This is a genomic window from Pseudomonas sp. Marseille-Q5115, assembly GCF_916618905.1.
Taxonomy (GTDB): domain Bacteria; phylum Pseudomonadota; class Gammaproteobacteria; order Pseudomonadales; family Pseudomonadaceae; genus Aquipseudomonas; species Aquipseudomonas japonica_A.
In genome coordinates, this window is sequence record NZ_CAKAKI010000001.1 from 1,860,084 (window position 1) to 1,874,077 (window position 13,994).

Sequence of the window (13,994 nt, forward strand, 5' to 3'; positions counted from 1 at the left end):
GCTCAGTCCAGGTTGTAGGCGGGCAATGCCAGGCCGCGGTCGGTGTGAAGCCGTAGCGTGGCCAGGCTGGCCAGCACTTGCGCCTCCTGTCCGCTAAGCATGCCGACCCAGGCGTAGTCCGAGGTGCCTATGGCCGGAACAGACGCGCCATCCACTGCAAAGCGGGTATGGCGCGCCGAGGAGCACGCCACTTCGATACCGCTCAAGACCGCCGCTTCCGGCAGCCCGTACCACACACCAAGGGTGCCCTTGAGCGGCTCGCTCCACCGGGGCAGCGCCGGATAGAAGTGAGCAAGCGGCAACAGCAGCACATGGCCCAGCAGTTCTGCTGGCATCATGTTGCAGGCCAGCGCTACCTGCTCCAGTACGGTCGCGCCACCAATACGGCCCGCATTGGCATCCACCAGGTGAAGCCCGGCTGGGCCGACGATGCACTCGCAGTGAAACCACCCATCCCGGCAACCGCTGCGTTCGAACAGTTGCGTGAGGGAAGCCCAGCCCTGCGCCAGCTGTTCCGGGGCCAGGCTGGTACTGGCGGGAAAACGGTTGGCGACCTCGGTCAGGCCGATGCGGCTGCGGCGGGATACCCCAACCGGGTTCAAACGCCCACCTTGCAGGTAACCCTCGAAGCTGACGAGCACACCTTCAAGCCGTTGCTGGAGAATCCAGCGCTCGGCGTTCAGGTGAAAATGGCGCGCCAGATGCACCCTGATCTTGCCCACGGCGCCCACGCCGCCCGTGATGTGCCCCACAGCTTGGCCACCGGAGCCGCAAGCGGGCTTCACGACCCAGTCGAGCCCCGGAACGGCCAGCACATCCGCCAGTGCTTCCGGGTCGCAGGCTGTGAAAGCATGGCTTTGCGGGGACAATTCACCTGCCAGCTCCGCTACCACTGCCTTGTCGCTCAGCCGTGCCAGGGCGGCGCCGGGGTAATCCCAGCCATGCGCCTTCGCAATCGCCTCAACCAAGGGGAACAATTCATCGAACAGTGTTGTAACGGCGCAGATGCTTTCAGTCAGGCCGGCGTGTTGGCGCAGGTACCGCTCGACCGCAGCGTACTCCAACGCCACATCATGGAAGCGCGACAAGGGGAGGTTGTCCCACACTTCGGCCGGCCGCCCGGGGCGATCGCCGAATACCACCGGCTGCAACCCATAGGGCGCCAGTGCTTGTTCGAGGTATTTCAGAGCCACATTGCCTATGCCCAGGATCAGGAGTTTACGGTCGGTCATGGCAGCAACCCCAAAAGCGGAAAAGAATGTCAGCGAGCACCGGGTTGAACAGCTCGGGCTGTAGCGAAACCCTGGCGATGTGGACGTGCCCATTGAGTGCACCCAGGTACAGGCTTGCACCCTGCGCTAGTAGTTGGGCACGCAGGTTTTCGCCGGCCTGCCTGTCGGGCAAGGGGACGGTAACGAAATTGGCAGCCGAGGGAAGGCAGCGAAGCCCACTGGTCGCGGCTTGTTCCAGGAACCAGGCCTTCAGTCCCTCCGTCGCGGCAATCACCGACCGGTGATGCGCTTGGTCATGGAGTGCCGCCAGCGCCAGGGATTGTGTGACCGTACCGACGCCATAGTGAATCCGAGCGCGATTTGCCACCTCCAGAAGTGCCGGCTCCGCGATGGCGTAGCCGACGCGCATCCCTGCAAGGCCGTATGCCTTGGAGAAGCTGCGCAACCGCACCACGTTGGGCAGGGGATACGCACAATGCTCGCTGCCAAAGGCCTCATAGGCTTCATCCAGAATCAATAGCGTTCCTGCCGGCAGCGCCGCAGCGAAGGCTTCGATCGCTGCTGCACCATGCTCGCTGCCAGTGGGGTTATCAGGGTTGGCCAGGTACACCACCCGCGCCCTCTGGCGTTTTGCTTCGGATGCCAGGCTTGCCAGGTCCACCTGTGCGCTGCCTTCTGCCACCGCATAGCTCACCGAGTACGGGCGAAGCCCCAGGGAACGGGCGAAATAGGCCACGGTGGGGTAAGTGCCCGCCGCATGAATCACCACACTGCCTGGATCGGCGAACGCGCGCAGGAAGAGAAAGATCAGCGCGTCGGCGCCGGCATCAACCAACGTCGAACCCACAGGCACCCCATGGTGCGCCGAGAGAGCCTCGCGCAGCTCGAATGCAGCCGGGTCGGGATAACGTCGTGCCTGCTCCAGCAGGGCTTGGCCGTACCGCGCGGTCAGGCCCTGGCTATAGAACGGCAGCGCTTCGTTGGCGCTTAGCCGCGCGGTAACGGGGGCGCCAAGAGTACGTTCGAGCGCGGCAATACCCGGGAACGGGTTGCTACCCGTCGATGACCGTAACGGCCGTGCAGGGTGGGGCATCAGAGGGTTCATAGGCGGTTCCGATGTTGGCCACTGACCAACAATGTTTTCAGGCAAGCAGCCGCCTGGCGCCGCAGCTCGGGCAGCGCCTGCTCCGAGTAGAACGCGGCATGGGGCGACCACAGTACTTCAGCGGCCATCAACGCCGCTGGCGGTGGCTGTTGTTCGTCCGTGTAGACATCCAGCGCGACGCCCGCCAGTTGGCGCGCACCTACCGCTTCGCACAACGCGGCGGGGTCGATCAGGCCCCCGCGAGCGGTGTTCACCAGGTACTTGCCCTGCAGCCAGCGAAACTCGGCTTTGCCGATAATGTGCTGCGTACGTGGCGTCAGCGGAGCATGCAGGCTAACGAGATCGGCCTCCTGGAGCAGCGTTTGGAGGCTTTCCCTGCGTTCGATTCCCAAGCTTTTTTCCCACCCGCTGTCGCGGGCAGGATCGAAGAACAGCACGCGGCAGCCAAACGCCTTGAAGCGTAACGCCACCGCAGCGCCTATCCGGCCCAGGCCCACCAGGCCAATGGTCAGGCCGCGCAGGCGGGGCACAGGGCCCACCTCGCGCCAGTCCCAGCTACCGCCTCGCACGGTGGCATCCGCGCGGGGCAGTCGGCGGATCAGTGCAAGCGCCATCGCAAACGTGTGATCGGCCACTTCGTCCGTGCCGTAGTCCGGGACGTTGGCAATGGCGATGCCCTCCAGCCGCGCTGCTGTCAGGTCTATGTTGTCGACCCCTACCGCTGCCCGCACGATCGCTCGGCATTGGCTCAACCGCGAGAGGGCATCGCCGGGAAGTGGCACCAGGTGCCAGCTGATCGCACCGTCACAGGCCAGTGCTGTGATGGGAAGGTCCGCCACTGTGTCCACATGAACCAGCGTTACCTCCACGCCGGCGCCAAGCACCTGGGCCTCGATGTCCGGCGTGTTCACATAGCTGTTGCGGGCAGAATCCAGCACAAGCACTTTGTCCCTTTCAAACGGTCGCCGACTACTGAGGGAACACGCATGGCTGGCCCTTCCAATTAGTGAAGTGAATGCGCTCATTACCTTGGGCGTCCACCTCGAGGCGCGTTGAGGTAGCGCCCAGCTCCAGGGGCACGGTGTGCTTGCCACTGAGGTGGGGTATCACGAATTCGGGGACCGCCAGGTTGGACACGTGGCGCTTGAGTTGCCGCAGGAGCGTGAGCGCGTGTTGAATGGAGGCGGCATAACGGCGGTGCCCCGGGGAGAACGGCATGAACTGATACAGGTAGTGAGGGGTGACCCCGCCGCGATACAGCCCCATGCAGAGGCCGCGCAGCGTAGCTAGTTGATCGTTGACGCCAGCCAATAAGGAATATTGGCGAAGAGTAGCGGCACGGCGTTTTGCAATACCGCTACAGCCGTGAAAAAGGCTTCCGTCAGCTCGCGAGGGTGAGCCACATGCAACCCCACCGCAGTCACCCGATGGCGCGCCAGGGATTGTGCCAAGGCAGGAGTAATCCTGTACGGGTTGAAGGTCAGTGCACGGGTATGCAGCCGGATCACGATGTCCGGGCGGCACTGGCGGATGCTCTGCAGCAGCCCCTCCAGGCGAGCATCGGACAGCATCAGCGGTTCGCCACCGCTCAGGATCACTTCCTCGACGCCCGAATGGCTGGCCAGATAATCCAGCGTTGCCTGCCAGTCGCTTTTGCGCAGGGCGGGCTTGCTCGGCTGCTTTTCCAATGTGCGCAAGGCTTCGTAGCAGAACTGGCAGTAGGCGTGGCACACGTTGGCGGCACGCACGATCACTCGGTTGTCATACTTGTGCTGGCAGATACCAGTGACCATTTCGGCATCGAGCTCCCAATTCTCGGTGCTGCCGTCGTATTCGAAGGCGCTGGCCTGGGTGAACTCCGGGATGGTCTGCGCCCAGATGGGGTCGTTCTCGAGCGGCCGCTGCGAATCATCGGTCTCGACGAGCGCCAAGGCATAAGGGGTGAGCGAAACCTTGCGGGTATCGAACGCCCCCCGAAGGTTTTCAAGCCGTTCACTGTTGGCCAAGCCAGGGAATGCCTGAACCAGCTCTTCGAGTGTGGACACGCTGTTCTGTTGTTGCCATTTCCAGTCGAACCAGCAGGGCTGCGGGATGGCCTGGGTCATAACGCGCCTCCTTGGGCAATGGTGCATTCCTTGTGACGGGGAGAAGTCTATGGCGCCGAGCGAGTTGGCGGCCTAACAGCTTGGGCCCCACAACGCCTAACTGTTAGCAGAACGCACCTAACAGCGGCACAACGGGGCTATTTCCCCTGGAGGGGTTATGACCGTTGTGCCCAAAGGGGTACAGTCCGGGGAACACCAGCAAGCGGAACGGCGGGGAAATGATTGCAGGCAGTGGCGACAGCCCAGCGCAAAGGGCTTTTCTGGAGATCAGCGAGGCGCTTGCCAGCGGTACTTTCCAGCCAGGCCAACAACTGCCTTCCATCCGCCGATGGGCCTCACGCCCAGGTTTGAGCTTCCATGGCGTGGTACGTGCCTATGAACGCCTCGAAGCGCTTGGGCGCGTGGTTGCAAACCCTGGCCGGGGTTACTTTATGGCGGCCCAGGGCATGGGCGCCGAGGGAATGCCAAGCGTGGGCATGGCGGGCGAGGGCACCGGTTCGCTCATGGCCGCACCAACAGCCCGGGTGAGCACGGAGATGGACCCGTTCTGGGCCCTTTTCCATGCCTCGGGCACTTCCATGAAGCTGGGTTGCGGTTGGCTTCCGCCAGAATGGACAGACACGCGCTCGCTGGCCCGGGTTATCCGCCGTACCGCGACTTTTGCCCGCAGTTCGCTGGTGGAATACGGCGATCCGGCGGGTTATCTGCCGATGCGAGAAGCACTGGCCTGTCATTTACGAGGGCGCCACTGCCTGCCGGTAACCGCCTCCCATATCCTCACTACATTGGGCGCGACCCAGGCACTGGACCTGATCATCCGGCTGCTGGTATCGCCCGGCGACCGGGTGCTGGTAGACGACCCGTGCAACAGTAACCTCATCCGCCTGCTGCACTTGCGCGGCGCTGAAGTGATTGGCATAACCCGCCTGAACGACGGCCCAGACCTTGAAGCTGTGCGGGCCCGCCTGCAGGAGGGGGCTGTGCGTGCCTTCTTCATCAATGCGCGGCTGCATAACCCGACGGGCACGTCCGTAAGCCCGCGGCAGGCCTGTTCGTTGCTTAAACTGAGCGTCGCGCATGGCATGCTTCTCGTGGAGGACGACGTCTATGGGGATTTCTGTTCAGGGCCGGCACATCATCTGGCCAGTCTCTCGGGATTAACGAACGTGGTGTATGTAGGCAGTTTTTCCAAAACCCTATCGGCCAACCTGCGAGTGGGCTACGTGGCCGCGCCTCCCGGGCTGATTGCTCGGCTGGCAGACCTCAAGCTCTTGACCAGCGTGGCCGTACCCGGGTTTTGCGAGCGTTTCATCGGCGCGATCCTTGCTGATGGCAGCTATGAGCGGCATGTGCGCAAGGCCCGCTTACGGCTGCAAACCGCGCAGGCCACTACCTGCGCTGCGCTCGAGCGGTGGGGCTGGGAGCTCTATTACCCTCCCCGCGAGGGTATGTTCGTGTGGGTACGTCACCCTCGGCTGACATGCACGCGCAGCCTGATCGAGGCGGCGCTCGCGCACCAGGTATTGCTCGCGCCAGGGCGGCTGTTCAGCGCCGACGGCAGGGAAACGCCCTGGTTGCGTATCAACGTTGCGCATTTTGACCTGGCCCGGGCCCAGGCAGTGTTCGAGGCGCTTGTCGATTAAGGGTGTTCGTCGCAATCACCGGCTAAATCGCGCAGCCTGGTTTACCCTTCTTCACTACCCGGCAGGCCTGGTGCCGGGCGTGTCATTGGAGGTTGCGTATGGATCAGACCCAAGCCCTCGAGGCACTTTCCATGCTGTGCCGCAGACTGGCCGGCGCCCCCGTCCTCGCGCTGACCGGGGCAGGCATCAGCACTGCTTCAGGCATCCCGGATTACCGTGATACCGAGGGCGTGCGCCGCGGCAATGCCCCCATGATGCATCAGGAGTTCGTAAGTTCGCTGCAAGCGCGCAAGCGTTACTGGGCCAGGGCGATGGTAGGCTGGCATGGGGTGGTGCAGGCGCGGCCCAACCCTGCCCATGAAGCGCTGGCGCGGCTGCAGGCGGCGGGCCATGTGGTGTCGGTGGTCACACAGAACGTGGATGGGCTGCACGAGCAGGCCGGTAGCCGCGATGTGATCGAGTTGCACGGCAACCTGCACCGTGTGGTGTGCCTGGATTGCGCCGCCACGCTGACCCGCGCGGCGATGCAAACGGCGCTCGAAGAAGCGAACCCGTCCCTCCAGGACGTGCGCGCGGTGCTGGCTCCGGACGGTGACGCCCAGCTTGCCGCCAGGTTCCTTGAACAGTTCACCTTGCCGCTCTGCCCTGCGTGCAGCGGCGACAGGCTCAAGCCCGACGTGGTGTTCTTCGGTGACGGCGTGGCGACGCATACGGCACGGGCCGCCCTGGAGGCGACCGAGCGCGCCGCAGTGATGCTGGTGATCGGCTCATCACTTATGGCCTATTCCAGTTACCGGCTGTGCCTGGAGATGTCGCGTCAGGGCAAGCCCCTGCTGGCAATCAACATGGGCCGAACCCGCGCTGATGCCTTGCTGGCGCTCAAGGTTCGCCAGCCCTGCGAAGGGGCCTTGCCCTGGCTTGCGGATCAGCTGGGCGCCGCGTGAACATCCCGCCGGGAGACCTCCATATCGCCAGGTATCACGCCGTCCTTCATGCCAAGCAGTACCGCTACCTTGTGAGCCTCCCCCCGTCGGCCCTTCTTGCGCCCTGACAGCACCTGGTAGGTGGTGGCGGGGTCCACATTGTGTTCACGGGCAAATTGTTGAACCGATTTCCCCTGATGATCCAGCCAAGCTCTCGCTTGTGCGGCAGTCCGTATACCGTGCATAGTTCAAGTCCGTTTTTCTAGATTTAATAGTGTTGGATTCCACACCGCTTTGGGTGTTTCGGAAAGGATTATACATTCAAATGACTGCAATTGGTTCTCGCATCCGCGAGGAACGTGAACGCCTGCGACTCACTCAGCGGGCCTTCGGCGAGATAGGCGGGGTAGAGCCTAATGCCCAGGGAAAATACGAAAGCGGGGAGCGCTGGCCCAAGGCCGATTACCTGGCCGCGGTGGCGGATCACGGTGTGGATGTGCTGTACGTGCTCACCGGAGCGCGCGCGGCCGAACCCGCCGATCAACTGAGCGAGGACGAAGCCAGCCTGCTGAGGGGCTATCGCTCGCTGCCGGCACCTGCCCAGGCCGCGCTGGCGGGCATGGCAGAGGCCCTGGTGGCGCTGGTACCGGCCAGAAACCCCGACGGCAGGCGAGGGCGCTGAGACCGCCGGTACGCAGTTTTCGTTTAGGCCTAGGTTCGGGTGGTGGAACTTTGTTAATGTACCGTTCTGAATGTAAAGCGTAACGAGAGGTGTCTGCTTGATTAGGGTGCTAGTGGTCGACGATCACGATCTGGTACGCACAGGCATTACTCGCATGCTGTCCGACATCGACGGGCTTCAAGTGGTCGGCCAGGCGGAGTCGGGGGAAGAAGCGCTGAAGGCTGCGCGGGATCTGAAACCAGACGTGGTACTGATGGATGTGAAGATGCCTGGCATCGGCGGGCTGGAAGCCACCCGCAAGATGTTGCGCAGCCATCCGGACGTGAAGGTTGTGGTAGTGACGGTGTGCGAGGAAGATCCGTTCCCCACGCGTTTGCTTCAGGCAGGTGCCGCAGGGTACCTCACCAAAGGCGCTGCGCTTGGCGAGATGGTTCAGGCCATTCGCCTGGTGTTTGCCGGCCAACGCTATATCAGCCCACAGATTGCGCAGCAGTTGGCGCTCAAGTCGTTCCAGCCACAGACCACGGCGTCCCCGTTCGATCTGTTGTCGGAGCGGGAAATCCAGATCGCCTTGATGATCGTTGGGTGCCAGAAGGTGCAGAATATCTCGGATCGGCTTTGTCTCTCGCCAAAGACGGTGAATACCTATCGGTACCGCATTTTCGAGAAGCTTTCCATTACCAGCGATGTCGAGCTGACCTTGCTGGCCGTTCGCCACGGCATGGTCGACGCCAACGCGTAAAACATGACTCAGACTTTCGATCCGTCCGCCTTCCTGGCGACCTGCAGTGGCCGCCCCGGCGTTTATCGGATGTTCGACGAGGGCGGGCGGCTGCTGTACGTCGGCAAGGCTCGCAACCTCAAGAAGCGCCTGGCGAGCTATTTCCGCAAAACCGGCCTGGCGCCCAAAACCGCTGCCCTGGTGGGGCACATCGCCCAGGTGGAAACCACCATCACGGCCAACGAGACCGAGGCGTTGCTACTTGAGCAGACGCTCATCAAGGAGTGGCGGCCGCCTTACAACATTCTTCTGCGCGACGATAAGTCCTACCCTTACGTCTACCTGTCGGACGCCGAGTTTCCGCGGCTGAGCATCCATCGGGGCGCGAAGAAGGGCAAGGGCCGCTATTTCGGCCCTTATCCCAGCGCTGGCGCGATCCGGGAAAGCCTCAGCCTGCTGCAGAAAACCTTCCAGGTCCGCCAGTGCGAAGACAGTTACTTCAAGAACCGCACACGCCCGTGCCTGCAATACCAGATCAAGCGCTGCAAGGCGCCTTGCGTGCGAGCCGTGGAAACCCCGGAGTACGCCGAGGACGTGCGCCACTCGATCATGTTCCTTGAGGGGCGCAGCCACCAGCTCACCAATGAGCTGTCTGAAACCATGGAGCGGGCGGCCATGGACCTGGATTTCGAAAAGGCCGCAGAGCTGCGCGACCAGATTGCTGTGCTGCGCCGAGTGCAGGATCAGCAAAGCATGGAGGGCGGCACCGGCGATGTGGACGTGATCGCCGCGTTCGTGAACCCCGGCGGGGCCTGCGTGCACTTGATCAGCGTGCGCGGGGGGCGGGTGCTGGGCAGCAAGAATTTCTTCCCGCAGGTAGGTATTGAAGAGTCCTTGGACGAAGTAATGTCGGCATTCCTTTCCCAATACTACCTGGGCAGTTCCGAACGTGAGCTGCCCACAGAGCTGATCGTCAATACGCTCCCGGAAGACATCGAGGCACTGGTCGAGGCCGTCGCAACCCTGCGAGGGCGTGAACTTGCCGTCAGCCACCGCGTGCGTGGTACCCGGGCGCGCTGGCAGCAGCTGGCCGTGACCAACGCCGACCAGGCACTGGCCGCGCGGCTGGCGAACCGGCAGCACGTAACCGCGCGGTTCGATGCCCTGGCCGACGTGCTGGGGATGGACGAGCCACCGCAGCGGCTCGAGTGTTACGACATCAGCCACTCCAGCGGTGAGGCCACCGTCGCCTCTTGTGTGGTGTTCGGCCCCGAAGGCCCGATCAAGTCGGATTACCGCCGCTACAACATCGAAGGCGTTACCGCAGGCGACGACTACGCTGCGATGCACCAGGCCCTTACCCGCCGCTTCAGCAAGATCAAGAACGGCGAGGGCAAGCTACCGGACGTGCTGCTGGTGGACGGCGGCAAGGGGCAGCTGAACATGGCCCGCGATGTATTGAAGGAATTGGAGGTGCCCGAGCTGATCCTGATTGGGGTGGCCAAAGGCGTGACCCGCAAGGCCGGTTTCGAAACCTTGTACCTCAATGACGTGGCCAACGAATTTACGCTGAAGGCTGATTCGCCCGCACTGCATCTGATTCAGCAGATTCGCGATGAAGCTCACCGTTTTGCAATCACCGGCCACCGTGCACGGCGAGGCAAAGCGCGGCGTACGTCAACGCTCGAAGGGATCGACGGGGTTGGGCCCAAGCGCCGCCGCGATCTGCTCAAACACTTTGGAGGGCTCCAGGAATTGTCACGTGCCAGCATCGACGAAATCGCCAAGGCACCTGGCATCAGTAAAAAGCTGGCGGAGTCGATTTATGCCAACCTGCACAGCGAGTAGAATGGCCGCTCAACCCGCTGCCAGTCGTGCCGATGAATATTCCTAATATCCTAACTGTGTTGCGCGTCGCGCTGATCCCGATCTTCATTCTGCTGTTCTACCTTCCATACCACTGGAGCTATCTGGCGGCGAGCAGTGTGTTCGCCATTGCCGCTGCCACGGATTGGCTCGACGGTTACCTTGCCAGGCGCCTCGAACAGAGCACCCCCTTCGGCGCGTTCCTCGACCCGGTCGCGGACAAGCTCATGGTGGCGGTGGCGCTGGTGCTGCTGGTGCAGGCCCACGCCAATATCTGGCTCACCCTTCCCGCCGCAGTGATTATCGGCCGGGAAATCGTGGTGTCGGCCCTGCGTGAATGGATGGCCGAACTCGGCGCCCGTGCCCAGGTGGCCGTGTCCAGCCTCGGTAAATGGAAAACCGCCGCGCAAATGGTTGCGTTGATCATCCTGCTCGGCAACCCGCCTGCGCTCAACCTTATTGTGCTCGTTGGCTACGGGCTGCTGTTGATCTCCGCAGCGCTCACGCTGTGGTCCATGGTCAATTACCTGCGCGCCGCGCTGCCTCACCTGAGTACTGATGTAAAAAAATAAAACTATTTTTGAATCAAGGGCTTGACGGCCTGCGCCGTTTAGATAGAATGGCGCCCGTCAACACGACGCGGGAATAGCTCAGTTGGTAGAGCACGACCTTGCCAAGGTCGGGGTCGCGAGTTCGAGTCTCGTTTCCCGCTCCAGTTTTCGCATCGGGCAGGTTCCTGTCAGGTGTTTTGAGGCCGAGTAGCAAAGTGGTTATGCTGCGGATTGCAAATCCGCCTACGCCGGTTCGATTCCGACCTCGGCCTCCATCATTGAAAGCCCCGCAGATCAACGGTCTGCGGGGTTTTTCTTTTGTGCCTTCGAAATGCTTTCAGGCTGACATGGGCCAGATCGGGGACACCCCCGCAAGCTGCCGCGTGCGCCTCGGCGTTGATCACGTCACAAGATTTTCAGAGCGCGCTATGCTGCAAGGGTCGTAGGCAATGCCCGTATGGGCATAGATCATGTACGAAACCTGACCAGCGAGAAGCTTATGGATACTTTGATAGTCCAGCTCCGAGAGGCCAGGGTGAACGGTCGTAATGTATCGCACATTGTTGTTAGGACACCCCCTCTCTGGTACCGCATCGCACTCGATCCGCTGACCGACCGCCAGCCCGACGGTATGGCGTTCCTGGGCGTACCGGTGACCTACCACGAGGCAGAAGAGGAGGGCGACGTCAGCGAATTCAGCCTTGTATTCGAGGAGTAGTGGCACTCCGCTGCGCCAGGCGGGCCCACCCAACGGCCCACCTGGCCGCGGAAGCAACCAGGTGGCATTCAATTGCGAGCCGCACGGGCGGCCAGTGCAGTAAAGCCCGCAGCGATCACCAGCAAGGCCACGCTCAGGCCAAAGGTGGCCTGGTAGCCGCTGGCGTCGTATAGCAATCCACCCAGGGTCGCGCCCAGCATGATCGCCAGTTGCACGATCGCTACCATCAGGCCCCCGCCTGCTTCTGCGTCGCGAGGGAGGGTTCGCGACAACCACGTCCACCAACCCACCGGGGCGGCGGTCGCGATCAAGCCCCATAACCCCAGCAGCACCGCACTGGTACCGGGTGAGGCGCCAATCCAGATCAACGCGCCAGCGATGGCAGCCATCACTACAGGGATCACCATCAGTGTGCCGTACAGGCTCCTTTGCAAAATGCTGCCGATCATGGCGGTACCGGCGAAGCCTGCCACTCCCATGACCAGCAATATCCCCGAAACCGTCTCTACATTAGCGTGGCCTGCCGTTTCGAGGAACGGGCGCAGGTAGGTGAACAGGGAAAATTGCCCCATGAAAAACAGGCTTACGGCGATCATGCCCAGCGAAACGGCGGGCCGTTTCATCAGGTGCCATAGTGCCCTTGCCCCTGCGCTACCTTGAGGTTGAAGGGCAGGTAGGCTCAGTAACTTCCATAAGAACGCGACCATCGCAACGGGGACCACAGCGAAGAATGCCCAGCGCCACCCTATGATCGCGCCCAGGTAACTGCCGAGTGGCGCGGCAATGACCGTCGCCAATGCGTTCCCGCCATTGACGATAGCCAGTGCCTTGGGTACCTGATGGTCCGCCACCAGGCGCATGGCGGTTGCCGCCGACATGGACCAGAAACCGCCGATCGCTACGCCGATCAGTGCCCTGCCAACCATGAAGATGCCGTAGTTGGAAGCAGTGGCCACCACGGTGCCGGAGATCACCATCAACAGTGTGAGCGACAGCAGCAGTAGTTTGCGGTCCACCCGGCCAGCCAAGGATGAAATAGACAGGCTGGTGATCAGCGCGAAAGCGCCGGAAATCGAGATGGCCTGTCCCGCCGCGCCTTCGGTGATATGAAGGTCGGTAGCAATAGGGGTGAGCAGGCTGACCGGCATGAATTCGGACGCCACCAGGGCGAACGCCCCCAAGGCCAGCGCGAACACCGGGGCCCAGCTGGCTGAGGGTTCGCGTGGCCGGGCAATGCCGGGCAGGGAGGGGTGTTCAAGGGTATCTGACACGGTGCGGTCTCAAGCAAGGACGAAGCAGCCATGCTATAGGGGCATACCTTGGGAAAAAATTGCGTGCCGGTTGATGCACTGCTGAATAATCCTCACCAATTGCATGCGTTGTTTGCTTGTCAGTCGCCCTTCACGATCGACTAGGCGCAGCTGACAGCACGGATTACCATCGCCGCGGCGGGAACTCCCTAATCAATCGTGAAGGCAGGTCAATAATGGCGCTTCCCAAGATCAGCGACTTGCAAGCTTTTGTGGCTGTGGCCCAGGACCAGAGCTTTACCAAGGCTGCTGCGCGGCTGGGCGTCACCCCTTCTGCGCTCAGCCATACCCTGAGGGCACTGGAAGCTCGGCTGGGTATTCGCTTGCTCACCCGCACCACGCGCAACGTGGCGCCCACCGAAGCCGGGGCCAGGCTATTGCAGGCAGTGGCCCCGCTGTTCGATCAAATTGCCGAGGAAGTGTCGGCGCTGGGGGAGCTGCGCGACAAGCCGTCCGGCAGCATTCGCATAACCTGTTCCGACGACGCCGCGGAACGGTGTATTCGCCCGATGCTGGCGGGGTTTCTGGCCGAGTACCCTGACATCCAGGTCGAGGTCAGTATCGACTACGGCTTCACCAACATAGTGACGGAGCGATTCGACGCCGGCATCCGCCTGGGGGAATCCATCAGCAAGGACATGATCGCGGTGCGCGTGGGCCCGGACTGGAGGCTGGCCGTGGTAGGGACGCCGGCCTATTTCCGCCGCCACACCGCACCGGTACTGCCACAAGACCTGACACAGCACAGCTGCATCAATATTCGCCACTCGGCCAATGGTGCCTGTTACGCCTGGGAATTCGAAAAGGATGGACGCAAGCTCACGACACGGGTGAGCGGGCAGTTCACGGCCAACAGTATCGTGCATGTGATGAATGCGGCGCTTGACGGCATCGGGCTGGCGTATGTCCCTGACTTTCTCGCCCAACCCTACCTGGAAAGCGGCCGGCTGGTCGAAGTGCTCGCCGACTGGAGCCCCACGTTCGACGGCTTCCACTTGTATTACCCGCACCGCAGCCACGCATCTCCGGCCTTTGCGAAGTTCGTGGAAGCCATCCGATTCCGCGATTGACCAAGGCTGCTGTGGCTACCATTGACAGCGCCTCGACCTTACCCTTACGTTAACGTAAAGCAATTGGC

The 13,994-nt window shown here is 62.3% G+C and carries 15 protein-coding genes and 2 tRNA genes; 10 read left to right on the forward strand and 7 right to left on the reverse strand.

Annotation, left to right across the window (positions count from 1 at the left end):
* Positions 1-2 precede the first annotated feature (2 nt).
* Genes LG385_RS08675 through LG385_RS08695 form a run of 5 tightly spaced genes read right to left on the reverse strand, consistent with a single transcriptional unit; the run spans position 3 to position 4,442 of the window.
* The gene (locus LG385_RS08675; protein ID WP_225773935.1) at positions 3-1,232 is read right to left on the reverse strand and encodes a hypothetical protein; all 1,230 of its coding nucleotides are present in this window, start codon (positions 1,230-1,232) and stop codon (positions 3-5) included.
* The gene (locus LG385_RS08680) at positions 1,219-2,337 is read right to left on the reverse strand and encodes an aminotransferase class I/II-fold pyridoxal phosphate-dependent enzyme (RefSeq protein ID WP_225773936.1); all 1,119 of its coding nucleotides are present in this window, start codon (positions 2,335-2,337) and stop codon (positions 1,219-1,221) included. Before LG385_RS08680 ends, LG385_RS08675 begins: the two co-directional genes overlap by 14 nt.
* Positions 2,334-3,275, reverse strand: a complete 942-nt coding sequence (locus tag LG385_RS08685; RefSeq protein ID WP_225773937.1) for a C-terminal binding protein — start codon at positions 3,273-3,275, stop codon at positions 2,334-2,336. Before LG385_RS08685 ends, LG385_RS08680 begins: the two co-directional genes overlap by 4 nt.
* Positions 3,276-3,306: 31 nt before the next feature.
* The gene (locus tag LG385_RS08690) at positions 3,307-3,603 is read right to left on the reverse strand and encodes a hypothetical protein (RefSeq protein ID WP_225773938.1); all 297 of its coding nucleotides are present in this window, start codon (positions 3,601-3,603) and stop codon (positions 3,307-3,309) included.
* Positions 3,604-3,623: 20 nt separating this feature from the next.
* The gene (locus tag LG385_RS08695) at positions 3,624-4,442 is read right to left on the reverse strand and encodes a radical SAM protein (protein WP_225773939.1); all 819 of its coding nucleotides are present in this window, start codon (positions 4,440-4,442) and stop codon (positions 3,624-3,626) included.
* 218 nt (positions 4,443-4,660) lie between these two features.
* Here LG385_RS08695 and LG385_RS08700 point away from each other — a divergent pair, with 218 nt between their 5' ends.
* Both LG385_RS08700 and LG385_RS08705 read left to right on the forward strand, forming a co-directional pair.
* Positions 4,661-6,085 (forward strand): PLP-dependent aminotransferase family protein, encoded by a 1,425-nt coding sequence (locus LG385_RS08700; RefSeq protein ID WP_225773940.1) that lies wholly within the window; start codon positions 4,661-4,663, stop codon positions 6,083-6,085.
* A 98-nt stretch (positions 6,086-6,183) separates the two neighbouring features.
* Positions 6,184-7,029 (forward strand): NAD-dependent protein deacetylase, encoded by an 846-nt coding sequence (locus LG385_RS08705; RefSeq protein WP_225773941.1) that lies wholly within the window; start codon positions 6,184-6,186, stop codon positions 7,027-7,029.
* On the opposite strand, the gene LG385_RS08710 is transcribed toward LG385_RS08705, so the two are convergent.
* Entirely contained in the window at positions 7,011-7,253 is a 243-nt protein-coding gene (locus LG385_RS08710; protein WP_181119679.1) for a DNA-binding protein, read from the reverse strand. The two genes, LG385_RS08705 and LG385_RS08710, sit on opposite strands and share 19 nt — an antisense overlap.
* A gap of 80 nt (positions 7,254-7,333) precedes the next feature.
* Here LG385_RS08710 and LG385_RS08715 point away from each other — a divergent pair, with 80 nt between their 5' ends.
* The 7 genes from LG385_RS08715 (at position 7,334) to LG385_RS08745 (ending at position 11,546) form a co-directional block, all read left to right on the forward strand.
* Positions 7,334-7,690 carry a helix-turn-helix domain-containing protein gene (locus tag LG385_RS08715; RefSeq protein WP_225773942.1) on the forward strand — a complete coding sequence of 119 codons (357 nt, stop codon included), beginning with the start codon at positions 7,334-7,336 and terminating at the stop codon, positions 7,688-7,690.
* A 97-nt stretch (positions 7,691-7,787) separates the two neighbouring features.
* Complete coding sequence (gene uvrY, locus LG385_RS08720) at positions 7,788-8,432, forward strand: UvrY/SirA/GacA family response regulator transcription factor (protein ID WP_181111900.1); 645 nt, start codon at positions 7,788-7,790, stop codon at positions 8,430-8,432.
* Positions 8,433-8,435: 3 nt separating this feature from the next.
* On the forward strand, positions 8,436-10,259 hold the full coding sequence (uvrC, locus tag LG385_RS08725) for an excinuclease ABC subunit UvrC (RefSeq protein WP_225773943.1): 1,824 nt from the start codon (positions 8,436-8,438) through the stop codon (positions 10,257-10,259).
* 32 nt (positions 10,260-10,291) lie between these two features.
* Positions 10,292-10,849 (forward strand): CDP-diacylglycerol--glycerol-3-phosphate 3-phosphatidyltransferase, encoded by a 558-nt coding sequence (gene pgsA, locus LG385_RS08730; protein ID WP_225773944.1) that lies wholly within the window; start codon positions 10,292-10,294, stop codon positions 10,847-10,849.
* 67 nt (positions 10,850-10,916) lie between these two features.
* A tRNA-Gly gene (locus tag LG385_RS08735) sits at positions 10,917-10,992 on the forward strand.
* 37 nt (positions 10,993-11,029) lie between these two features.
* Positions 11,030-11,103 (forward strand) — tRNA-Cys (locus LG385_RS08740).
* 224 nt (positions 11,104-11,327) lie between these two features.
* Positions 11,328-11,546, forward strand: a complete 219-nt coding sequence (locus tag LG385_RS08745; RefSeq protein WP_225773945.1) for a hypothetical protein — start codon at positions 11,328-11,330, stop codon at positions 11,544-11,546.
* 68 nt (positions 11,547-11,614) lie between these two features.
* Here LG385_RS08745 and LG385_RS08750 read toward each other — a convergent pair whose 3' ends face one another.
* Complete coding sequence (locus LG385_RS08750; RefSeq protein ID WP_413247364.1) at positions 11,615-12,790, reverse strand: MFS transporter; 1,176 nt, start codon at positions 12,788-12,790, stop codon at positions 11,615-11,617.
* A gap of 242 nt (positions 12,791-13,032) precedes the next feature.
* On the opposite strand from LG385_RS08750, the gene LG385_RS08755 reads away from it, so the two are divergent.
* Positions 13,033-13,926 carry a LysR family transcriptional regulator gene (locus LG385_RS08755; RefSeq protein ID WP_181111904.1) on the forward strand — a complete coding sequence of 298 codons (894 nt, stop codon included), beginning with the start codon at positions 13,033-13,035 and terminating at the stop codon, positions 13,924-13,926.
* The last annotated feature ends 68 nt before the right edge of the window (positions 13,927-13,994 follow it).

Bases quoted from the DNA above. Each gene is read 5' to 3' on its own strand.
- LG385_RS08710 (WP_181119679.1), bottom strand. From the start codon at position 7,253: ATGCACGGTATACGGACTGCCGCACAAGCGAGAGCTTGGCTGGATCAT.
- pgsA (WP_225773944.1), top strand. From the start codon at position 10,292: ATGAATATTCCTAATATCCTAACTGTGTTGCGCGTCGCGCTGATCCCG.
- LG385_RS08695 (WP_225773939.1), bottom strand. From the start codon at position 4,442: ATGACCCAGGCCATCCCGCAGCCCTGCTGGTTCGACTGGAAATGGCAA.
- LG385_RS08715 (WP_225773942.1), top strand. From the start codon at position 7,334: ATGACTGCAATTGGTTCTCGCATCCGCGAGGAACGTGAACGCCTGCGA.
- uvrC (WP_225773943.1), top strand. From the start codon at position 8,436: ATGACTCAGACTTTCGATCCGTCCGCCTTCCTGGCGACCTGCAGTGGC.
- LG385_RS08700 (WP_225773940.1), top strand. From the start codon at position 4,661: ATGATTGCAGGCAGTGGCGACAGCCCAGCGCAAAGGGCTTTTCTGGAG.
- LG385_RS08755 (WP_181111904.1), top strand. From the start codon at position 13,033: ATGGCGCTTCCCAAGATCAGCGACTTGCAAGCTTTTGTGGCTGTGGCC.
- LG385_RS08690 (WP_225773938.1), bottom strand. From the start codon at position 3,603: ATGGGGCTGTATCGCGGCGGGGTCACCCCTCACTACCTGTATCAGTTC.
- LG385_RS08745 (WP_225773945.1), top strand. From the start codon at position 11,328: ATGGATACTTTGATAGTCCAGCTCCGAGAGGCCAGGGTGAACGGTCGT.
- LG385_RS08680 (WP_225773936.1), bottom strand. From the start codon at position 2,337: ATGAACCCTCTGATGCCCCACCCTGCACGGCCGTTACGGTCATCGACG.
- LG385_RS08675 (WP_225773935.1), bottom strand. From the start codon at position 1,232: ATGACCGACCGTAAACTCCTGATCCTGGGCATAGGCAATGTGGCTCTG.
- LG385_RS08705 (WP_225773941.1), top strand. From the start codon at position 6,184: ATGGATCAGACCCAAGCCCTCGAGGCACTTTCCATGCTGTGCCGCAGA.